Source organism: Myxococcus sp. MISCRS1 (assembly GCF_026626605.1).
GTDB lineage: Bacteria > Myxococcota > Myxococcia > Myxococcales > Myxococcaceae > Myxococcus > Myxococcus fulvus.
Map to the genome: position 1 here is coordinate 6,572,135 of NZ_JAPNKB010000001.1, position 20,710 is coordinate 6,592,844.

Annotated in this window: 17 protein-coding genes; 9 read left to right on the forward strand and 8 right to left on the reverse strand. The window is 71.0% G+C overall.

The window, feature by feature from the left end:
* The first annotated feature begins 77 nt into the window (after positions 1–77).
* On the forward strand, positions 78–932 hold the full coding sequence (locus OWM54_RS26185) for an endonuclease/exonuclease/phosphatase family protein (RefSeq protein ID WP_267699262.1): 855 nt from the start codon (positions 78–80) through the stop codon (positions 930–932).
* Here the strand turns inward: OWM54_RS26185 and OWM54_RS26190 are convergent.
* Together OWM54_RS26190 and OWM54_RS26195 are read right to left on the reverse strand one after the other, a co-directional pair.
* The gene (locus tag OWM54_RS26190) at positions 919–1,470 is read right to left on the reverse strand and encodes a hypothetical protein (RefSeq protein WP_267699263.1); all 552 of its coding nucleotides are present in this window, start codon (positions 1,468–1,470) and stop codon (positions 919–921) included. The genes OWM54_RS26185 and OWM54_RS26190 overlap by 14 nt on opposite strands.
* Before the next feature lie 110 nt (positions 1,471–1,580).
* Positions 1,581–1,964, reverse strand: coding sequence for a hypothetical protein (locus OWM54_RS26195; protein WP_046716463.1), 384 nt, complete (start codon positions 1,962–1,964; stop codon positions 1,581–1,583).
* Between the two features lie 159 nt (positions 1,965–2,123).
* Between OWM54_RS26195 and OWM54_RS26200 the strand changes: the two genes are divergently transcribed.
* Both OWM54_RS26200 and OWM54_RS26205 read left to right on the forward strand, forming a co-directional pair.
* Positions 2,124–3,485: a hypothetical protein gene (locus OWM54_RS26200; protein ID WP_267699264.1), complete on the forward strand. Its 1,362-nt coding sequence runs from the start codon at positions 2,124–2,126 to the stop codon at positions 3,483–3,485.
* A gap of 35 nt (positions 3,486–3,520) precedes the next feature.
* Entirely contained in the window at positions 3,521–4,171 is a 651-nt protein-coding gene (locus OWM54_RS26205; RefSeq protein WP_267699265.1) for a YdcF family protein, read from the forward strand.
* Here OWM54_RS26205 and OWM54_RS26210 read toward each other — a convergent pair.
* Together OWM54_RS26210 and OWM54_RS26215 are read right to left on the reverse strand one after the other, a co-directional pair.
* On the reverse strand, positions 4,152–5,660 hold the full coding sequence (locus tag OWM54_RS26210) for a trypsin-like peptidase domain-containing protein (protein WP_267699266.1): 1,509 nt from the start codon (positions 5,658–5,660) through the stop codon (positions 4,152–4,154). The two genes, OWM54_RS26205 and OWM54_RS26210, sit on opposite strands and share 20 nt — an antisense overlap.
* A gap of 102 nt (positions 5,661–5,762) precedes the next feature.
* Positions 5,763–6,272, reverse strand: a complete 510-nt coding sequence (locus tag OWM54_RS26215) for a MarR family winged helix-turn-helix transcriptional regulator (protein WP_141333126.1) — start codon at positions 6,270–6,272, stop codon at positions 5,763–5,765.
* A 119-nt stretch (positions 6,273–6,391) separates the two neighbouring features.
* Here OWM54_RS26215 and modA point away from each other — a divergent pair, with 119 nt between their 5' ends.
* From modA to modC, 3 genes are read left to right on the forward strand one after another with little or no spacing between them, the layout of a single operon-like run.
* Complete coding sequence (gene modA, locus OWM54_RS26220; protein ID WP_223782732.1) at positions 6,392–7,153, forward strand: molybdate ABC transporter substrate-binding protein; 762 nt, start codon at positions 6,392–6,394, stop codon at positions 7,151–7,153.
* Entirely contained in the window at positions 7,150–7,827 is a 678-nt protein-coding gene (gene modB / locus OWM54_RS26225) for a molybdate ABC transporter permease subunit (RefSeq protein WP_074953716.1), read from the forward strand. The genes modA and modB overlap by 4 nt, the downstream gene beginning before the upstream one ends.
* Entirely contained in the window at positions 7,824–8,894 is a 1,071-nt protein-coding gene (modC, locus tag OWM54_RS26230; RefSeq protein WP_267699268.1) for a molybdenum ABC transporter ATP-binding protein, read from the forward strand. The genes modB and modC overlap by 4 nt, the downstream gene beginning before the upstream one ends.
* A gap of 64 nt (positions 8,895–8,958) precedes the next feature.
* On the opposite strand, the gene OWM54_RS26235 is transcribed toward modC, so the two are convergent.
* From OWM54_RS26235 to OWM54_RS26250, 4 genes are all read right to left on the reverse strand, one after another.
* Complete coding sequence (locus tag OWM54_RS26235; RefSeq protein ID WP_267699269.1) at positions 8,959–11,841, reverse strand: Ig-like domain-containing protein; 2,883 nt, start codon at positions 11,839–11,841, stop codon at positions 8,959–8,961.
* 313 nt (positions 11,842–12,154) lie between these two features.
* Complete coding sequence (locus OWM54_RS26240) at positions 12,155–14,182, reverse strand: glycosyl hydrolase family 18 protein (RefSeq protein WP_223782731.1); 2,028 nt, start codon at positions 14,180–14,182, stop codon at positions 12,155–12,157.
* Positions 14,183–14,342: 160 nt separating this feature from the next.
* Positions 14,343–15,509 carry an N-acetylglucosamine-6-phosphate deacetylase gene (nagA, locus tag OWM54_RS26245; RefSeq protein WP_267699270.1) on the reverse strand — a complete coding sequence of 389 codons (1,167 nt, stop codon included), beginning with the start codon at positions 15,507–15,509 and terminating at the stop codon, positions 14,343–14,345.
* Positions 15,506–16,558 (reverse strand): SIS domain-containing protein, encoded by a 1,053-nt coding sequence (locus OWM54_RS26250; protein WP_267699271.1) that lies wholly within the window; start codon positions 16,556–16,558, stop codon positions 15,506–15,508. The genes nagA and OWM54_RS26250 overlap by 4 nt, the downstream gene beginning before the upstream one ends.
* Positions 16,559–16,820: 262 nt before the next feature.
* On the opposite strand from OWM54_RS26250, the gene glgC reads away from it, so the two are divergent.
* The 3 genes from glgC (at position 16,821) to OWM54_RS26265 (ending at position 20,697) form a co-directional block, all read left to right on the forward strand.
* The gene (gene glgC / locus OWM54_RS26255; RefSeq protein WP_223750743.1) at positions 16,821–18,068 is read left to right on the forward strand and encodes a glucose-1-phosphate adenylyltransferase; all 1,248 of its coding nucleotides are present in this window, start codon (positions 16,821–16,823) and stop codon (positions 18,066–18,068) included.
* Between the two features lie 269 nt (positions 18,069–18,337).
* Positions 18,338–19,219: an HmuY family protein gene (locus OWM54_RS26260; protein ID WP_223750744.1), complete on the forward strand. Its 882-nt coding sequence runs from the start codon at positions 18,338–18,340 to the stop codon at positions 19,217–19,219.
* A gap of 44 nt (positions 19,220–19,263) precedes the next feature.
* Entirely contained in the window at positions 19,264–20,697 is a 1,434-nt protein-coding gene (locus OWM54_RS26265; protein ID WP_267699272.1) for an MXAN_6640 family putative metalloprotease, read from the forward strand.
* Positions 20,698–20,710: the final 13 nt, after the last annotated feature.

The window sequence follows — 20,710 nt, forward strand, 5'->3', positions numbered from 1 at the left end:
CGCCTGCCCATCGGACAGGCCCCGGAGGGCGAGGCGACAACGGACGACGGCGCGACGTAGCATCGCGCCTTCGCCCCATGCACCTCCGCCTCCTCCCCATGCTGCTCATGCTGGGGCCGCTCGCGTGTGCGACCGGCCCCGGTCTGCTCCCCCCCGAAGTCCCCGTGGCCGCCGTGCACCGCGAGCCGGGGACGCTGCGGGTGATGACCTTCAACATCCAGTCCGGCGCCCGCGGCCTCGACGGCGTGGCCCGCGTCATCCGCGCCTCCGTGCCGGATGTCGTCGCGCTCCAGGAGGTCGACGTCGGCTCCGCCCGCGCCGGCGGTGTGGACCAGGTGGAAGCCCTCGCGCGCCTCACTGGCCTGCCCCACCGCGCGCACTTCCGCACCACGGACCTCCACGGCGGCGCGTACGGCATCGCGCTCTTGTCCCGCTTCCCGCTCGAGGCGCTCGCGCAATACCCGCTGCCCAATCCGGTGGGCGCCGAGCCGCGCACGCTCGCCCACGCGGTGATGGACGTGGATGGCCGCGAGGTGAGCGTCTACCTCACGCACCTCATCCGCCGGCCCTTCAACGCCCGCGCGCGCCTGCGCCAGAGCGCGTTCGTGGCGAACCTGCTCGCCCGCGACACGCGTCCCCACCTGCTCATGGGGGACCTCAACGACGACCCGGACTCGAACCCGCTGCGGCTCTTGCGCCGGCAGATGAAGGACGTCGTCGCCGCCACGGGCGGAGCACGGGGCACCTACCCCATGCCCCTGTTCCTGCCCACGCTGCGCATCGACTACGTGCTGGCCTGTGACGCCTTCACGCCCGTGGCCAGCCGCGTGCTGCGCGTGGACGCGTCCGACCACTACCCGGTGGTGGCGGACCTGCGCCTGGACGTGCCCGATTCCACCGCCGAGGCGGACGCCGCGCTCAGCTCACGTTGAAGCGGTAGACCACCTCGGAGTCCTTGCGCGAGAAGCCCTTGAGCACCTCGTGCTTCAGGTTCTTCGCGCCCAGGAACGTCAGGCCGCCCGCCGCGAAGCCCATCACCGACAGCTCGAAGTACACGTGCGGCTTGGGCACCTTGAAGATGTGCAGGTCCGTGTAGCCCTGACCCGGCAGCACCTCCATCTCGCCCTCGGTGAAGTAGCCCTTCCAGATGCCGGGCGTGAAGAAGAGGAAGCGGCGGAAGTCGCCGGGGCTGAACATCGCCTTGAGCTGCCCCTGCCCCAGCGCGTACTCGGCGGACTTCACGCCGAACTGCCACCACACGCCCTGGTCCCCGCCGTAGAAGCGCTGGACCATCTCCTCGTTGAAGCGGAGGAACGCATCCACCGGGATGCGCGTCACCGGGAGGATGGGCATGGAGAAGACGGGCTCGCGTCTCTTGATGTCCGTCAGGAAGTCCCGCCACGCCTGCTCACCGTGCGCCTGCACCGCCATCTGCTGTCGTGCCAGGAACGCCACGCCTTTGACTTCCATCCGTGTGCCTCCACTGCTGCCCCGCGCGGGGCCGCGCTCGGGGAGTCCGTCCCGGTCATCTCCGGGAAGGTTAGGGTGCTCGGGCTCGCGCCGCAGGCGCTGCCCGGTTGCTACTCGAGCTGAAGACCACAGTCGGCGCACGCCCCCTCCACCAGGGGGGCGACGGTGCCGCAGGCGGGACAGGGGGGCTCGCCCTCCTCGGACGCGGGCAGCACGAAGGGCGCGGCGCCCTCCGCCAGCACGCCCTCGCGTTGGATGCTGTCCATCCAGCGCTGCTGAAGCAGCGTAGCCACGCGCACGCCGTCCTCGGGGCGCACCAGCACCTGGAACTTCGGGCTGCATCCAGGCTTCGCGCACGCCTCGCGGTGCACCAGCGCCGGGACGTCCGCTTCGAGACATGCGTCCACCAGACGTCGCGCGTCCGCCAGCGCCATCTCCGCGCACGGCACCAGCTCCACGTCCGAGAGCACCTTCGCCACTTCATCCTGGGTCATCACCCGACGGATTGGAGCCCACGCGCGGGGCCCACGTCCAGATGCGGTTCGTCATCTCGCACCCGGGGGCCCCTCGACCGGACAGCTGGCGGTCCCCACCCTGCCCGACGCTTCCTCGGAATTTCATGGGCCTACGCAGGTGGGTTGGGGCACGACGCAATGCTTCATGGTGGACGGGGCTGGAGGGTGGGCTGGGTGGTGGTGGTGCTCGCCCTGTCCTGCGAGCGGCATGAGCTGACGGCCGCGGAGAAAAGCTCCAGCGTCGAGCGTGTCACCCGGGGCCCGCGTCCGACGGGCGCGACACGGTGGGTGCGGCCGTTGACGGGCCCGGGGCGCGAGTCGGCCGCGGGGCTCGCGCACGACGCGCGGGGCGAGGTGGTGGTGGCGCTCAACTCGGACGCCGCGGTGGCGGACTTCTTCGGTCCGCTGCTCAACCCTCGCACGGGGCCGGTGACACCGGAGACCTTCGCGGTGGCGCGCTACGGCACGGGGGGTGAGCGACAGTGGTCGCTGTCGTTGCCCGGGTTCGCGGAGGTGCTCGCGGTGAGCGCTCGCGGGCGCGTCTTCGTGGTGGGGCGCAACGTGGCGGGGGCGGACCTGGGAGGCGGGCCGTTGCCGGCGGGTCGGTTCCTGTTGGAGCTGGGACGTGACGGTGTGTTCATCCGGGCGCGGAGCCTGGAGGCGCTCGGGGTGCCGGACACGCTGGTTCCTCGGCATGCGGACGTGGATGGGTTGGGCAACCTGGTGCTGGTGGGCTCTGTGTTTGATGCGAAGCGGGGTCGGGTTCCCGCCGCGGTGAAGCTGGACGCGAAGGGCGCGCTGCTCTGGACGTATGTGCACGAAGGGCAGGGCGAGGCGGTGTCAGCGGCGGTGGACGCGGAGGGGCAGGTCTACGTCGCGGGGGCGCTCCAGGCTTCGCGTGTGCGTGGGGCCCTGGACTCGCAGCCGTTCCTGGTGAAGCTGGATGCGCGAGGGCGGGCGCGGTGGGAGCGGCGGCTCGACACGCGCTCGGGCCGGGCCACGAGCGTGGCGGTGCGGGGGCAGCGGGTGCTGGTGACGGGAGGCTTCACCGCGCCGCTCACGTTTTTGGAGCGGACCTGCGCGGTGGAGCCTGGAGGCGGCAGGGGTTTCGTGGCGGCGTTCGACCCGGAGGGTGCGCCTCGCTGGCTGCGTGACTTCGGTTTCATGGGGACGGGGCTCGCGTTGGACGAGCAGGAGGGGGCGCTCGTCGTCGGCCGATACGAGGAGGGCGATGACCTGGGCACGGGCCCCATGGCGGGGGTGGCGGAGAGCCGCATGAACCTGTTCCTGGTGAAGCTGGACCGCGTGGATGGGGTGGTGCAGTGGGCGCGAGGCTTTCCCCGGGAGGCGCTCGGTGACGCGGACGCGGTGAGGGACTTCGTGTCGCTGTCGACGAAGGGGCCGGGCGCGGTGTTGGGCACGCAGCTGGGGCCGGTGGACCTGGGCACGGGTCGGCTGGCGGGCGCGTGGGAGTTGTTCCTCGGTGGCTTCGAGCCCTGAGGTAAACGCGTCGTCTCGCGGATAGTGTGGGGTGCGTGCCTCCCGCTTCGCTGCGCTCCCGTCCTGGTCGTCTCCGCCGGCTGCTCGTCGTGTCCATCGGCGTGGCGACGTGTGGTGTGTTCGGCCTCGCGTTCTGGGTGGACCGCTTCGGTCAGCGCGAGCGCGCCGAGTCCTCGGATGCGGTGGTGGTGCTGGGCGCGCGGGTGCTGGCGGGCGGTGTCCCTTCCGGTGCGCTGAGAGCACGCACGGAGCAGGCCGTGTCGCTGTACCAGCGCGGCGTGGCGTCGAGGCTCGTGTTCTCCGGAGGCGTGGGCGTGCATCCTCCCTCGGAGGCACGCGCGATGCTGGCGCTGGCGACCCGACTGGGCGTGCCCCCGGGGGCGTGCGTGCTGGAGGAGGAGAGTCACTCCACCGACGACAACGCGCGCCTGACGTCGGCCCTGCTGCGAGAGCTGGGGGCGCGGCGCGTGGTGGTGGTGTCGGACCCGTATCACCTGCTGCGCGCGCGGCAGTACTTCCGACTCAACGGCTTCGAGGTGCTCACCAGCCCCGCGCTCCAGACGGAGCGCAACCTGAGCTGGGTGGACCGCTGCTACTGGACGATGCGCGAGGCCCTCGCCCTGCTGCTGCACCCACGCGTGCTGCTCGCGCGAGCGCCCGCGGACGTCACGACTCCGGCGCCTTGAGCGCGCGCAGCACGCTGTCGCCGCCAGGCATCGCCACGCGCAGCAGCACGGACTCACCGGGCTCGGCCTCGCGCAGGGCCTGCGCCAAATCCGAGGCGCGGCGCACGGCCCGACCCGACGCCTCCACCACCACCATGCCGGGCACCAGTCCCGCGCGCTCGGCGCTGGAGCCCGGGACGACGTCCGTCACCAGCGCGCCCGCGCGAGGCAGCTCCTGCGCCCGCGCCAGCCTCGGGTCCATGTCCGACAGCGTGAGCCCCACGCGTTGATGCGCCGGTGCCTCGGGCTCCTCGGCGGGACGTCGCGCGGCCACGCCCTCCAGGTCCGGCCGGGTGCCCAGCGTCACGTTCACCTCGGTCTTCTTCCCATCGCGATACACGGTGAGCGGCAGCGTGCTGCCCGGCGCCTTCAGCGCCACGGTGCGCGTGAGCGCGCGTCCCGAGGCGATGGGCCGTCCCCCCGCCTCGACGATGAGGTCATCCGGACGCAGCCCCGCCTCAGCCGCCGGAGTGCCCTGGGTCACATCGGTGACGAGCGCGCCATCGCGCACCGGCACCCCCAGCGCGGCGCCCAGATCCGGCGTCACGTCCTGAACCGCCACGCCCAGCCATCCCCGGGTGACGGTGCCCTCCTTCTCCAACTGGGGCAGCAGCTGCTTCACCAGCGTGCTGGGCACGGCGAAGCCGATGCCGGAGCCCTGGCCCGCGATGGCGGTGTTGATGCCCACCACCTCGCCCTGGAGGTTGAACAGCGGCCCGCCGGAGTTGCCCGGGTTGATGGCGGCGTCCGTCTGGAGGAAGTCGTCGAAGGGGCCTGCCTGGATGTCGCGCGCCTTGGCGGAGACGATGCCCAGGCTGACGCTCGAGTCCAGGCCGAAGGGATTGCCGATGGCCACCACCCAGTCACCCACGCGCAGCGCGTCCGAGTCGCCCAGCTTCACCACGGGCAGCTTCTCCACCTTCCCCTGGAGCTGGAGCACCGCCACGTCCGTGAGCGGGTCCGTGCCCACGACCTTCGCGTCCTGCTGTCGCCCGTCGGAGAAGTGCACCTGGATGGACCTGGCGCCCTGCACCACGTGGTTGTTGGTGAGCACCAGCCCACGCGCATCCACCACGAAGCCGGAGCCGAGGCCCTGGCGTGGCCCCTCTTCACGAGGGTCCTCGAAGGGTGAGCCGAACGGGAGCGCGCCACCGAACGTCCCACCCCGTCCCTCGTCACCCCACGGCGAGCCCGGACGCGAGCGACGGGTGGGCGCCGCGTCCCGCACCTCCACCTTGACGACCGCGGGCTGCACCGACGCGACCAGCGGCGCGACGGACGCGAGCGCCGCGTTCATGTCCGGCGGCATGACCTGCTTCGCGGGCGCGGACTCAGCGCTCGGGGACCCGGTGGAGGCAGGCGGAGGAGCGGGCGCCTCCTCCTGGCCGCGTCGGCAGGCCGACAGCATCAGGACCAGGGCCAGGACTCCCGTGCTTCTGCATCCCTTCATCACGTTCCTCCCTCGGGCCCACGCGACGTCACGGGAGTGAGTTGGGGCGCCTCGCTGCTGGCGGCACGCAAGAGCGGGTGTTGCTCGCCCGCTCGGGGGACATCAGGCCGAGCGCTCGCGGGAGGGCGTGGCCGCGGCCGCACCCAGCGTGTCCATGCGGCGCAGGAGCTTCTCCAGGATGCGGAAGAGTGCCTTGCGGTCGCCCGCGTCGAGGATGTGGAGCAACTGCCCCATGCCCTGCATCACGAAGCGCTCGAGCCGCTGGTAGGTCTGCAGGCCATCGGTGGTGAGCCGACAGCGCACGACGCGGCGGTCCTCGGCGGTGCGCTCGCGCACCAGGTGTCCCTCGCGCTCCAGCCGGTCGACGAGCCCCGTGACGGTCTTCTCGGTGACCCCCAGCCGGCGGGCGAGCTCACCCATCGTGAGCGCGCCGTCCTGGCCGAGCCACAGCAGCGCATGGACCTGGGGCGCGGTGAACTGGAGCTGCTCGCACGTGGCGGCGATGGGGTCGCGGAGCGAACGGCGCCGGCCCATGGCGAGCAGCAGGTGCTGGAGCCTCAGCACGTCCGCCGACAGGTCCTCATCCTCTTTAGAATGGATATTCCGGGACACGGAGTATGGCTTAGCGGGCATGGCCCCACGGGTCAACCCGTTGTCACGGCGTGGGCTGCCGTGCGGACAATGCGCTCCTTCGCCGACGGTGGTGAGAGGAGCGTGCAGGAGTGCGTACCATGTTTCGGCTGTACGTGACGTCCCTGTTCCTCGTGTCCTTGTTGGCGCGGGCGGAGGAGGGGCTCGTCTTCGCGGCGGCCAGCACCACGGACGTGCTCGAGGAGCTGCGGCCGGCCTTCACGAAGGCCACGGGCCACACGGTGGTGCTGGCGCTGGGCTCGTCGGGAGATTTGGCCCGCCAGGCGATGGCGGGCGCGCCGGCGGATGCGTTCCTGTCGGCGGACGTGGCTCGGATGGAGGCCGTGCAGGCGGCGGGCCTGGTGCGGCGTGGCTCGCGGGTGGAGCTGCTGTCGAACCGGCTGGTGGTGGTGGTGCCGGTGGGCGCGAAGGTGGCGCCGGGCAGGGCGGAGGACCTGAAGGGGCTGAAGCGGCTGGTGCTGGCGGACCCGGGCATCGTGCCCGCGGGGGTGTACGCGAAGGCGTGGTTGGAGAAGGTCGGGGTGTGGAAGGACGTGGAGGGGAAGGTGGTGCCGGCGTTGGACGTGCGGGGTGCGTTGGCGGCGGTGGAGGCGGGGCGGGTGGAGGCGGGGGTGGTGTACGCGACGGACGCGGCGCAGTCGAAGAAGGTGCGGGTGGCGTTCGAGGTGCCGTCGTCGGATGCGCCGCGCATCGTCTATCCGGTGGCGGCGCTGGTGAAGGGCAAGGCGCCGGAGGTCGGCGTCGCCTTCGTGAAGTTCCTCCAGACGGAGCCCGCGCGAGCGGCCTTCCAGCGCCATGGCTTCGTCGTGCTTTCGGCCGACGCGGGGACGAAGGCGCGGTGACAGCCGACACGGTGGGGTTGGTGGGGTTCACGGTGACGGTGGCGGCGGTGGCCACGCTGGTCATCCTTCCGCCGGGCGTCGCGGTGGCCTACGCGTTGTCGCGCTGGCGAGGGCCGGGGCGGGGCGTGGTGGACACGGTGCTGGCGCTGCCGCTGGTGCTGCCGCCGACGGCGGTGGGGTTGGTGTTGTTGGAGCTGCTCGGGCGCGAGGGGCCGCTGGGGCGCGTGTTGGACGCGATGGGCGTGGAGGTGGTGTTCACGCCGGGGGCGGTGGTGCTGGCGAGCGCGGTGATGGCGTTCCCGTTGCTCGTGCGCTCGGCGCGCTCGGGGTTCGAGGAGGTGGACCCTCGGCTGGTGGCGGTGGCGCGCACGTTGGGGGACTCGCGGGCGCGAGCGTTCTTCCGGGTGACGTTGCCGCTGGCGTGGCGCGGGGTGGTGGTGGGGGCGCTGCTGGCGTTCTCGCGAGCGCTCGGCGAGTTCGGCGCGACGGTGTTGGTGGCGGGGAACATCCCGGGGCGGACGCAGACGTTGTCGCTGGCCATCTTCCAGTACACGCAGTTGGGGCAGGACGCCCAGGCGCTGCGATTGGCGGGCATCGCGGCGCTGCTGGCGTTCGTCGCGGTGTACGCCACGGAAGGGCTGACACGGTGGCGGGGACGGCGGGTGCGCGCGTGAGCCTGGACCTCTCGGTTCGATTGCCGCTGGCGCGCTTCGTGTTGGAGGTGGACGCGCGGCTGGAGGGCGCGTCGGTGGCGGTGCTGGGGCGCTCGGGTTCGGGGAAGACGTCGTTGTTGGAGGTGCTGGCGGGGCTGCGGTCCGGTGCGCGAGGGCGCGTCGTCGTGGGTGGGCGCGTGCTGTTGGACAGTGGGGCGCGCGTGGAGGTGCCGCCGGAGGCGCGGCGCATGGGCTACGTGCCGCAGGACGCGCTGTTGTTCCCGCACCTCACGGCGGAAGAGAACGTGCGTTACGGCGCGCGGAAGGGGAGGCCGTCGCGCTTCGACGAGGCGGTGGGGTTGCTCGAGCTGGGGCCGTTGCTGCATCGCTATCCGGCGACGCTGTCGGGAGGCGAGAAGCAACGCGTGGCCTTGGCGCGAGCGTTGGCGACGGACCCGGCGTTGTTGCTGCTCGATGAGCCGTTGGCCGCGCTGGACGTGACGCTGAAGGAGCGGGTGCTGCCGTATCTGCTGCGCGTTCGCGACGAGGCGCGGGTGCCGATGTTGTACGTGACGCACCAACTGGGTGAGGCGCGGGTATTGGCGAAGGAGGCGGTGCTCCTGGACGAAGGGCGCGTGCGTGCGGCGGGGCCGGCGTCCCAGGTGTTGGGAGCGTCGGCGCGGGGGCTGCTGGCGTCGGAGGCGGAGGGTGAGGAGAACATCCTCGAGGGCGTGTTGGAGCGTCCCGACGAGGGCGGCACGCGCCTGCGGGTGACGCAGGGCTTGGGGCTCTGGGTGCCGGACGCGCCGGAGCTGGCGGTGGGCGCGCGAGCGGCCTACGCGGTGCCGGCGAGCGACATCCTGCTCTCCATGGGCGTGCTGTCCGGAGTGTCCGCTCGCAACGTGCTCGCGGGCACGGTGGTGGGTGTGGAGAGCGCGGGAGCAGGAGAGGCCGCAGCCACCGTGGACGTCGAAGGCGTGCGCTGGGTGGTGCGGCTCACCGAGGCCTCCGTGCGCGAGCTGGGCGTGAGCACGGGCGCCCGTGTGTACCTCGCGGTGAAGACCGCGGCGTGCCGCCGTCTGCGGTGAGCCGCTCGCTCTTCACCTCCGGCCCCAGCAGTCCCAGGGGCCGGAGGCAATCCACGGACGCCGCCTACTCGAAGACGGCCGAGACCAGGGAGTTGATGCCCGCGCCCGTGTCCCGCCGCGTCCAGATGACGGCCGCGCCTCCGAGTGGGCTGGTGGCCACCTCGAGAGAGCCGAGGTAGCCCTTCACGGTGGCGAAATCGAGCCGCTGGGGGGCGGTCCAGCCCGTACCCGGCACGAAGCGTCGAGCCCAGACGGCCGTGGCCGCTCCCTCGTCGACGCCATAGACGACCATGGCCGAGCCCGAGGGGGAGACGTGGAGGTCATTGCCCCCGCCGTAGTCCGATGCGAGCAGTTGGGCCGGCTGCCAGCCAGAGCCCTTCACGTAACGAGCACACCACAGCCCCGCGTCGGAGCTGGCGTCCGACTGACTCCAGACGACGAATGTATTGCCGGCCGCATCCGCGGCCACCGTTGGCTCTCCAAGGGACGTTCCCTGCGTGTGGAGGGTTACCGACTGGTCGTCGAAGCCGGAGTTGACATGGAAGGAGTTCGCGTACAGCTGGTTCACGCCGAGGTACGTGCGAATCCAGACGGCGAAGCCCGTCCCATCCGCGCTCAGGGCGATTTGCGGATAGCGGCCTCCGATGCTTGCGCCACGCGTCGGCGCGCTCCAGCTCCAGAAGCCCTGGCGCGAGTACTGGAGCGGGCCGGTGGGCTCGGACCAGACCAGCACCCCGTTGCCACGCGAGTCCACTCCGACATCATGTCCGTCCCACAGATAGGACCAGGTCGCGTTGTCCATGGTGCGCACGAGGACTGGCGTTCCCCAGCCCGAGCTCCCGGCGTACGGCTGTACCCACAGGAAGGTCTGCGTGGAGCTCTCCTCGACCCAGGAGGCGAGGGCCGCCTGGTTGGGCGCCGCCGCCAGGCGGGTGGCCACCGCATTGCGCCCCGTGTTCTCGCCGAGCACCTGCGGCACGCTCCAGCTCTGGACGCTGCTGTCGGCGCCCGAGGCGAGGACACTGTAGGCCCTGCGGATGCTGGAGCTCCCCTCCGGCCACGCCTCCACGACGGCGAGCGGGGTGCCGTCGGACAGGGTCGTGAGCGCGGCCGGGTTGGGAAGTGACGTGGAGAGGCTCCCCGCGCCCACGGCCTGGTCCGTCTCCCAGGCCGCGCCTGGCTTGTGTCGTCGCGCGCGGAGCCCGTCGTTGACGTACAGGGACGTCGCCACACCAGAGGCGTCCATCGTGAGCACCGCGGCGGTCGCGTGGTCGCTCGGGTTGCTCGAGAGGACCTGGGGGGCGCTCCACTGGGCCGCGCGGACCGAGTAGCCCCAGCTGTGTGAAGAGGTCATCGCGTTGCCAGCGAGGTCCTTCACCCCGTCGAGGACCACGCCCACCTGCGCGCCGAACGCCGGCCCCGGCTTCAGCGTGAGCGTGCACTTGCCCGCCGCGCAGGTCACCGCGCTTCCGGTCAACGCCTTGCCGTCCGCCGTGAGCTGGAACGAGGCCGGTGTCACGCTGGTGGTGTCGAGCGTCGTCTCGCTGAACGACACCTCGATGACGGTCCAGGGAGCGGCCGTGGCCGAGGACGCGGCGGGCGTGGCGGACACCACGCGCGGCGGCGTGACGTCCACGATGAACCCATCCGACCTCTTCCAGCCCGACGTGTTCCCGGCCGCGTCCACCGCGCGCACGCAGCTGTAATAGCGCTGCTCGGCCAGGGTGAGCACCGTGAGCTCCGCGGACGACGTGGCGCCGACATCCTGGATGCTGCTCGCGTTGCCGGGGCACGCCGGGGTGGACGTCACGGCGAGCTCGTAGCGCTGGATGCCCACCGCGTCGCTGAAGCCGGACCAGCGCGCCGCCGCGTGTGTGGTGCTGTTCTGATAGGCGAGCTCCGGTCCGGTGAGACCATCCATCACCGTGGCGGCCAGCTCCGAGGGTGCCGTGCTGTCCTCCACGAAGGTCAGCGCCGCGGAGCAGGCCGAGACGTTCCCGACCGAGTCCGTCGCCTGGGCCACGTAGCTCGACGTGCTGTTGTCGCCCACGGCGAGTGGCAGGGTGGCCAGACCCTGATGGTCGGCGGTCCGCGAGGCGAGCGCTCCTCCCACACACGTCGCGCCCGCGAAGACGCGCACCTGGGCTCCCGGCTCGGTGGTGACATGGAGGACCGGCGCGTTGTGGTTGGCGGGGCTGACGGGGGTGGTGGCGAGAGCTGGCGTCGCGGGCGGCGTGCTGTCCTCGCGGTACACGGGGCCCACGGTGCAGGCCGAGGTGTTGCCCGCCGCATCGGTGGTGGACACGTACGTGCCCGTGACGCTGTCGTCCGCGACGGACATGCGGAGCGAGAACGTGCCGGCCGCGTCCGCCACCTGGGTGTCGACCGGTGTCCCGGAGCAGGTCTCGTCCAGGTAGAGCCGGGCGGTGGCCGCCGACTCCGTGCTGCCGATGAGGCGCGGGGCGTTGTCGTTGGCGACCGCCGAGGGCGACAGCCGGAGGTTCGAGAGTGTCGGCGGCGTGCTGTCCTCGCGGTAGTTCACTCCCTGGGACGAGCACGCGGAGACGTTCCCGGCCAGGTCGATGGCCAGCCCGTGGAAGGAGACCCACGCGTCGTCGGACACCGTCACGGGGATGGAGACCTGGCCCGTGGTGTCCGCGGTGCCCTCGCCGGCGATGGCGCCGGAGCAGCCCGCGACGGTGTAGAGGCGCACGCGCGCGCCGGGCTCGGTCCTGGCCAGGATGCGAGGAGCGTTGTCATTGGCGGGGGAGACGGGCGTGGTCCCCACGAGCGTCGGCGCGTCGGGAGGCGTGGTGTCCTCCGGAGTCCCAGCATCCGGGGTGCCCGCGTCAGGTGTCCCCGAGTCGGGTGTGCCCGAGTCGGGTGTCCCCGCGTCCGCGAGGCCCGCGTCGGGTGCTCCCGCGTCCGGAGTGCCCGAGTCTGGCACCGGCGTACCGGAATCCGTCCCGGAGTCCGTCTGCGTCGAGCCATCAGGTGTTCCGTTCCCACTTCCCCCACAAGCAGCCAGCAGCCAACCACTCACGACTGCGACCACGAGCCCCCTCGGCATCGCTCTGCTTTTCATACGCCCCTTTGTCTGGCGAGACGCCTTCTCGCAGGCGCCATCTAACACGAGGCGTGGTGGCGCGGAGCAAGCGGGTCGAGGGACATCTCCCGCGAAGCCAGACCGCCCGCATGGGCGCGGTTGCACGCGGAGGCGGAGCCGAGACCCAGGCTCCGCCCCCCGTGCTTCACCGGCTTCAGCGCAGTCGCTGGTACAGCGTGTCGAGCAGCGTGCCGTCGTCGCCGCTCAGCTCCCAGAACATCGCGCCGCCCAGGTTCTTGTTCAGGATGTAGTCCGACTTCGCGTTCAGCGTGGACGGGTCGTCGTACGCAATCCACACCTTCGTCGTCGGGCTGTAGACGTAGGCCTCCTTCGCCTCGGGGTGGGTGAACTTGGTGTAGCCCGAGCCCGCGCGCTCGTAGTTGGCCTTGATGTCCTTGTAGTCGAACACGCCCGTCAGGCCCGACTGGCCGTCATCCCACGTGCCCTTGGTGGGCACGCCGCTCTGGAACAGGCCGTTGTTCACGTTCGGCACGCCGCCCCAGCCTCGGCCGTAGAACGGGACGCCCACGACAATCTTGTCCGGCGCCACGCCCAGCTCGAGCATCTTCGCCACCGAGCCGTCCGTGTAGAAGCCCGTCCCCGCCGCCGGGTCGCCCGTCACGCGGTAGAGCGCCGAGTGGAAGTTCACCGTGCTCTCGAATGAGCCGTGGTAGTCGTAGCTCATCACGTTGATCCAATCGAGGATGTTGGACAGGTTCTTCGTCTCCTGCTTGTTCGTCAGCAGGTCCGGCGACGCGCCCGTGGCGATGGTGAGCAGGTACGGCTTGCCCGTCTGCGCCGTCACCGCGTTGAGCTGGTTGCGGAACTCGGCCATCAGCAGCGTGTAGTTCTGCTTGTCCGCGGGGCTGTTGGTGTTGCCCGGCAGGCCGCCACCCACCGGGTACTCCCAGTCGATGTCGATGCCGTCGAACACACCCACGCCGTTCGCCGGGTCCACGCCGGGGTACTGGCCCTTGATGAACAGGTCGATGCAGGACTTCACGAACGCGGCCCGCGAGGCCTGCGTCGCCGCCACCTGCGAGAAGTACGTCGACCACGTCCAGCCGCCCACCGAGATGAGCACCTTCAGGTGCGACTGCGTCTTCTTCAGCTCCTGGAACGCGCGGAAGTTGCCGCGCAGCGCACCCGGGTTCCACTCGCCCGGCCAGCCGCCGCCCTTGTCGATGTCCGCGAACGAGTCACCGAGGACGCACCGCCCGTCCGCCGAGATGTTCGAGAAGGCGTAGTTGATGTGCGTCAGCTTCGCCGCGGGGATGTTCGCGACCTGGTAATTGCGCGAGTAGATGCCCCACTGGGTGAAGTAGCCCACGATGCGCTTGCCGCCACCCGGCTGTCCCGGAATCGCGACCTGCACGGTGACCTGCTTCGTGCCCACGTTGCCGGCCTGGTCGTACGCCCGCAGCGTGTACGAGTACGAGCCGTTCTGCGCCGGGCCGGAGAAGGTCCGCGAGTAGCTCAGCGCCGTGGACACCACGGCGCCGTTCTCCAAAATCTCCACCCGGTCCACGCCCACGTTGTCCGTCGCGGTGGCGCTGAGGGTCAGCGTCCCCGCCGCGGTGATGTTCGTCGAGCTGGCGTTCAGCGTGACGGTGGGCGCGGTGGTGTCACCGGGGACGGAGATGGCCACCTGCACGGTGACCTGCCGCGTGCCCACGTTGCCGGCCTGGTCGAAGGCGCGGAAGGTGTACGTGTACGAGCCGTTCTGCGCGGAGCTGGAGAAGTTGCGCGAGTAGCTCAGGCTCGTGGAGACCACGGTGCCGTTCTCGAGAATCTCCACGCGGTCCACGCCCACGTTGTCCGTCGCCGTGGCGGTGAGGGTCAGCGTCCCCGGCGCGGTGACGTTCGTCGAGCTGGCGTTCAGCGTGACGGTGGGCGCGGTGGTGTCCCCGCCGCCCGCGGGTCCCAAATCCAGCCACAGCGCGGCCACCGCCACGGGCGTCCAGTCCGCCTGCGAGGTGTGCGCCTGACGGCATTGATAGAGCCGTCCACCGTAGGTGACCTGCGCGCCCGTCGCGTAGGCGACGCCCGCCGCCCACTCGGCGACGAGCGGCGCGCGCATCACACTGCCCTGGCCCTCGCCGTGTGACGGGGAGACCTCTCCGCACCCGCTCGCGGACAGGGCCGAGACCATCAGTCCAATGAACCACTTGCTGCGACGCATGCTTGCTCTCCTCGCTTCGTTGGACGCGAGTCCGTAACCGCTCGGGAACTCGTTTCCAGGAAGGAGGCGTGGACCGGATTTTCCGGGTCAAAGCCTCACGCAATGAATGGTGTGAGTGGAAGAACACGCGGCCACCGGAAGTGACGCGAGCGTCACCTGCTCAGTGCCACTGTTCGTTTCCATCCACCCAGGTGGCGAGCACGCTGACGTCGTCACGCAGCAGCGCGAGGTTCGCGCGTTGGCCAGGCGCGAGCCCGCCCAGCTGCGACTCCAGACCGAGCAACCGGGCGGGGTAGAGCGAGGCCATGCGCAGCGCCTCCTCGAGAGGCACGCCCAGGAGTCGAACGGTGTTGCGCACCGCCGACGCCAGGTCGATGTCCGCGCCGGCCAGCGTGCCGTCCTCCGTGACCAGCCGTCCGTCGCGCCGCAGGATGCTCTGTCCATACAGCGTGAAGGTCGTCTCCTGCGTGCCCACGGGAGGCATCGCGTCCGTGACGAGGAAGACCTTGCCGCGAGGCTTGGCCTTCAGGAGCTGGCGCAGGTTCGCCGGGTGCACGTGGACGCCGTCCACGATGACGCCGCACCACGCGTCATCGGACTCGAAGCCCGCGACCACGGGGCCGGGCTGTCGCCCCTGCACCGGAGGCATCGCGTTGAACAGGTGCGTGAAGCCGCGCACACCCGACGCAAGTGATTGCACGGTCCGCTCGTAGCTCGCCGCCGTGTGGCCCGCGAACAACACCGCGCCCGATGCGCTGAGCTTCTGGAGGAACAGGTCCTCCACGCGCTCCGGCGCGAGCGTCATCAACAGCCTGCCCCCAGCCCGAACCAGTCGCCCGCTGAGCGCGACGAGGGACACGAGGTCCTCGGCTCCGGGCTGACGGATGTGGTGCGGCGCATGGACACCCGGGCGCTCGGGGCTGATGAACGGGCCTTCCAGGTGGACGCCGAGCACGCCGCTCCCGGGCTGCTCCAGCGCGCGCGCCGCGGCGTCACAGGCGAGCCGCGTGCGCTCGGGTGCATCGGTGATGAACGTGGGCAGCAGGCTCGTGGTGCCCGAGCGGCGCAGCGTGGACGCGATGGTGAGCGCCGCGTCGACCGTGGGCGAGTCGTTGAACAGCACCCCGCCCGCGCCGTTCACCTGGAGGTCGATGAAGCCGGGGGCGAGCAGGGTGTCTGCGGGCAGCTCGCGGGTGGAGAGCCCCACGGGCGCCTCGTGGCGCGGCACCACGGCGGCGACGCGTCCGGCGTCGAGCACCACCGAGTGGCTCTCGAGGATGCGCTCGCCGGTGAACACGCGCGAGCCCGTGAGGATGTGTCTGGTCACACCGTCTCCGTCACCTTGCGAAGGTTCGCGGGGGCATCCGGGTCCAGCCCGCGCGCCGTGGCGAGCCGGTGGACCGCCAGGTAGAAGCTCTGCACCTGGCACAGTGGCGCAATCGCCAGGGGAACACCAGGAACGGTGGGCAGCGTCGCGGCGCCGGGGACGGGGAGCACCGTGCGCACCTCCGCGCCCAGCTCCATCATCCGGCGCACCACCGCGCGCGTGCCCTCGGCGGAGCCGTCCTCCTGTCCCAGCGCGATGACGGGGAAGCCCGGCTGCACCAGGCCGAGCGGGCCGTGGGCCACCTCGGCCGCGCTGAAGGCCTCGGCGTGCAGGCGGCAGGTCTCCTTGAGCTTCAGCGCCAGCTCGAGCGCCGCGCCCAGGCCGCTGCCCCGGCCGACGACATACAGGCTCTGCGCGTCGACGAGCGTCTGCAGCGCGGGCCACCAGTCGAGCGCGCACGCCGAGGCGAGGGCCTCCGGGAGCGCGGCGACGGCCTCGTGCAGCGCGGGGCTTGCGGACCAGTGCGCCGCCAGCCGCAGGAACGCGAGGCCGGAGAGCAGATACGACTTGGTCGCGGCGACGGCGCGCTCGGGGCCCGCGTCCAGGGGGATGCTCACGTCACACAAGGCGCCGAGCGGCGCGGAGGCGTCATTGACGAACCCCACGACGAGCGCGCCCGAGGCCTTCGCCGCCTCCGTCAGCCGCAGCAGGTCGGGGCTCTGCCCGGACTGCGAGACGGCGATGAAGAGCGAGTCGCGCAGGTCCAGCGCGTGCGCGCCGTAGATGGACGCCACGCTGGGGCCCACCGAGGCCACCGCGCGGCCGAGCGTCGTCTCGATGAGGTACTTCCCGTAGACCGCCGCGTGGTCCGAGCTGCCCCGCGCGCAGGTGACGACGAAGCGAGGAGGCTGGCGCCGCAGCCGCTCCCCCAGCGCCACGAACATGTCCTCGCTCCGTGCCAGCTGGAGCCGGGCGACCCCGGGAGCCTCCGCGGCCTCGCGCGCCATGATGGGCAATCGACTCGACTCCTGACTCCATGTCCCGCTCACGCTCGACTCCACGAAGACACCTGGGCCTCGCTCAAGAGATAGGGCGCGACGCGGACCTGCTCCACTTCCTCGTGGCCGGCTGCTCGACAGTGAGCCATCCGCCTTGGACCGAGTGTCCGTCGATGGACGGCCCTCCAGGCGTCGCTCCAGGCGGGAGTCCGGCCCCGTTGACGCACGCGGACATCCCGAGCCCGCGCGCCGCGAAAACGGACAACCTCCCTGGGCCCCCTATACTACGGCGCCAGGGAGGCAACACCTCGACATGGGCACGCGAATCCTGGGCATGGTGCTGGCCGGAGGCCAGGGAACCCGGCTGGCGCCGCTGACGCTGCGACGCTCGAAGCCGGCGGTGCCCTTCGGCTCGAAGTTCCGCATCATCGACTTCGCGCTCAACAACTTCATCAACTCCGGCATCTACTCCATCTACGTCCTGACGCAGTTCAAGGCGCAGTCGTTGACGGAGCACATCCAGCGCGGCTGGCGCTTCGGCTCGGTGTTGTTGTCGGACTACTTCATCACCCTGGTCCCCGCGCAGATGTACCTGTACGAGGAGCTGGGGCCCGTCTGGTACCGGGGCACCGCGGACGCCATCTACCAGAACATGCACCTGGTGGAGAACCACCGCCCCGAGCACCTGGCCATCTTCTCCGGCGACCACATCTACAAGATGAACGTGGCGCACATGCTGGAGCAGCACGAGGCCCAGCGCGCCGACATCACCATCGCCGCGTACCCCACGCCGCTCGCCGACGCGCACCGCTTCGGCGTCATGCAGGTGGACGAGCGCGGCCGCGTGACGGAGTTCCAGGAGAAGCCCAAGAACCCCAAGCCCATCCCCGGCCGGCCCGACACCGCGCTCGCCAGCATGGGCAACTACATCTTCCGCAGCAAGGTGCTCGCGGAGCTGCTGGAGATCGACGCGAAGTCGGAGGGCTCGCAGCACGACTTCGGCAAGGACGTGCTGCCGCGCGCGCTCAAGGACGGCTATCACATCCACGCGTACGACTTCGCCAGGAACCCCATCCCCGGCCAGACGGGGCCCAACACCTACTGGCGCGACGTGGGCACGCTGGACGCGTACCACGAGGCGTCCATGGACCTGGTGTCGGTGAACCCGGAGTTCGACATCTTCAACGCCGAGTGGCCGCTGCGCACCGCCAGCGAGTACAGCCCGCCCGCCAAGTTCGTCCACGAATCCGGTGACCGCGTGGGCCGCGCGCTCAACTCCATGGTGGCCGGCGGCTGCATCATCTCCGGCGGCGTGGTGCGCGAGAGCATCCTCTTCCGCCGCGCGCGCGTGAACAGCTACGCCAGCGTGCAGCGCTCCGTCATCTTCGACGAGGTCGACATCGGCCGGCATGCCCAGGTGAAGAACGCCATCATCGACAAGGGCGTGCGCGTGCCGCCCAACGCGAAGGTGGGCTACGACCTGGATGCCGACCGCGCCCGGGGCTTCACCGTCACCGAGAGCGGCATTGTCGTGGTGCCCAAGGGCTACCGCTTCGAGTAGCCCCCGCCGCCTCCGCTCCCCGTCCTCCCAGGAGGCCTCCCGAGGCCTTCGCGGGGCTTGTCCTGTCTTCATCCGGGTTTCCGGGGTTTAAAATCCAATATTGAATATGAGAATCGTTATCAAGTAGGGTGCCGCCCTGTCGAGTGAGGTGGAGCCCTCGGGGCGTGCGGTGTACGCGTGCGTGAAGGGGGGGCCCTCGACGAGGAAGGCCGGGGCCCCCGCTCCGGTGGGCACGTCACGCAGTCCGTTCAGGGAAGAGGGATACGAAGATGAGTCATACCGAGCAGGCGTTGCCGAGGCGCGCCGGACAGCAGGGCCTGTGGGTCCTGGTCGCCGTGGTCATGTCGTTGGCGTTGCTGGCGAGCTGCGGAGATGACGACAAGGACCCCACGCCCAACCCCACGCCGGACGCGGGCCAGCAGGACGACGCGGGCACGCCGGACTCGGGCACGCCGGATTCAGGGACGCCGGACGCGGGGCCGCAGGTGTGTGGCCCGACGACGGTGAACTGCGCCGAGCAGACCATCGACACGTTGTCGCTGCGCACGGTGGTGAACACGGGCGTGGTGCGTGAGGAGGGGACGACGTCGGGCGAGTTCCTGACGTTCGTGGACTCCACCGCGGGCGGTCTCAACCCGACGATGTCCTATACGTACCTGCGGTTCACGGCGACGGGCGCCGAGCAGGTCCAGATTCACGACCACCAGGCGCTGGTGTCGCAGGACTGGGACATCGCGGTGCGTCGCTACACGATGCGCGTCAACAGCGGCACGTCGGGTCCGTCGTGCGTGTCGGTGGCGAAGGTCGCCGAGGGCACCACGTTCGCGCAGGTGGCGGCGGTGGACTCGTCCTGGACGTTCGAGACGGAGAAGTGGTGGGACGACTCCTCGGGCACCTGCACGCTCATCCCGGATGACTCGGGCCTGAACGGTCCGAAGACGGCGCTGGGCGCGTTCTGGGAGTACCCGGTGCGCTGCGTGCAGATGACGGGGCAGGTGTTCGCGGTGCGCCTGGCGGATGGTCGTCACGTGAAGCTGGAGGTGATGGGCTACTACGAGCCCGCCGCGCAGCAGACGTGCAACGAGACGGGCGCGGCGCCGACGCCGAGCGGCTCGGGTTCCATCCGCATCAAGTGGGCGTTCCTGCCGTGAGGCTCGGGGCGTGGCTTCTGCTGCTTGCCCTGGGATGTGGCCCCGTGGAGTCGACGCGGGCGCCGCACGAGCGTCCGGAGACGTTGACCGCGGGGCGACAGGGGCAGCAGGCGGGAGCGCGCCCCACCTCGCCCCTGGCGGTGCCGCCGAGCTTCGGCGCGGGTGAGCAGGTGGAGTCGGTGGTGTCCCCGAAGGGGCGCTTCCGCATCCACTTCTCCCGCGTCGGGCTCAACGCGGTGCCGGCGGGGGACGCCGATGGCAGTGGCGTGCCCGACGCCGTCGAGGTCGTCGGGCGCGCGTATGAGCGCGTCGCGGACTTCTACGTGAGCCTGGGCTTCGTGTTGCCGGGCAGCGACGCGGCGGTGGCGGACAACGGCGGGGACGGCCTGTTCGACGTGTACCTGGTGGACTTCGCCGGCGTCGCGGACGGGGCGTTCCGGCTGGACGACTGCGAGACGGAGTCGGGCCTGCGGTGCGTGGGGCACATGCTCCAGGAGAACGACTTCGCGGGGTACGACTACCCCTCGTACGAGACGGCGGTGGACATCCTCGCCAGCCACGAGTTCTTCCATGCGGTGCAGTCCGCGTACAGGACGGGCATGGGCGGCGTGGTGACGGAGGGCACGGCGGTGTGGGCGAGCGAGCGGTTCGACGCGTCGCTGGAGGACCTGGAGCACTTCTCCGCGTCGTACCTGTCGCGCACGGACTCCAGTCTGGTGCAGGACCCCACGGGGCCGGCGGTGTCCTTCAGCTATGGCGCGAGCCTGTTCTTCCAGTACCTGGGCGAGCGCGTGGGTGACGCGGCCATCCTGCGCTTGTGGGAGGAGAGCGTCACGTCGCCGGAGGCGCGCTGGCCGGTGTTGGTGGACCGCCTCCTGAGCCGCGACTGGAGCTTGAGCTTCGACGCCGCGTTCACGGAGTTCTCGACGTGGAACCTGTCCACGGGCGCGCGGGCGAATGCGTCACAGGGCTACGCGCGGGGCGGGGGGTATGTCGGGCTCAAGCCCATGGCCAAGACGCTGCCCTATCAGGAGGAGGGCGTCCGGCTGACGACCGCGTCGGCGCGCTACTTCGAGGTGCCGGGTGGCTCGGAGCGGGTGTGGGCTCGGTATGTGCCTCGGGACGTCGCGAACTCGTCGCAGCAGCACCTGCTGGTGGCGGCGGTGACGGACACCGCGGTCCTGCGGGTGACGCGCGTGGATGGGCCGGGGCCGCTGACCGCGAACGTGACGGCGTTGGATGCGAGCCGGGTCATCATCGCGGTGGTGGACGGTCGCCACGAGGGCACGGGCCGCTACGGCACGCTGTGCCTCACGGGTGAGACGTCCGGCGCGCCGTGTGTCGAGGTGACACCGGAGCCCGAGCCCGAGGTGCCCCAGACTCCCGACGATGACGACAGTGGCTGCGCGGCCGCGCCCGGTGCGCTGGGGTGGGCGGCGCTGGTGTTCGTGGGGTTGGGACGGCGACGGCGGTCGTAGCGGCGGTGAGGCG

What these genes read in the sequence shown, in the direction of transcription:
- OWM54_RS26185 (WP_267699262.1), top strand. Translation starts at nt 78, where the DNA reads ATGCACCTCCGCCTCCTCCCCATGCTGCTCATGCTGGGGCCGCTCGCG.
- OWM54_RS26190 (WP_267699263.1), bottom strand. Translation starts at nt 1,470, where the DNA reads ATGGAAGTCAAAGGCGTGGCGTTCCTGGCACGACAGCAGATGGCGGTG.
- OWM54_RS26195 (WP_046716463.1), bottom strand. Translation starts at nt 1,964, where the DNA reads ATGACCCAGGATGAAGTGGCGAAGGTGCTCTCGGACGTGGAGCTGGTG.
- OWM54_RS26200 (WP_267699264.1), top strand. Translation starts at nt 2,124, where the DNA reads ATGCTTCATGGTGGACGGGGCTGGAGGGTGGGCTGGGTGGTGGTGGTG.
- OWM54_RS26210 (WP_267699266.1), bottom strand. Translation starts at nt 5,660, where the DNA reads ATGAAGGGATGCAGAAGCACGGGAGTCCTGGCCCTGGTCCTGATGCTG.
- modA (WP_223782732.1), top strand. Translation starts at nt 6,392, where the DNA reads ATGTTTCGGCTGTACGTGACGTCCCTGTTCCTCGTGTCCTTGTTGGCG.
- OWM54_RS26240 (WP_223782731.1), bottom strand. Translation starts at nt 14,182, where the DNA reads ATGCGTCGCAGCAAGTGGTTCATTGGACTGATGGTCTCGGCCCTGTCC.
- glgC (WP_223750743.1), top strand. Translation starts at nt 16,821, where the DNA reads ATGGGCACGCGAATCCTGGGCATGGTGCTGGCCGGAGGCCAGGGAACC.
- OWM54_RS26260 (WP_223750744.1), top strand. Translation starts at nt 18,338, where the DNA reads ATGAGTCATACCGAGCAGGCGTTGCCGAGGCGCGCCGGACAGCAGGGC.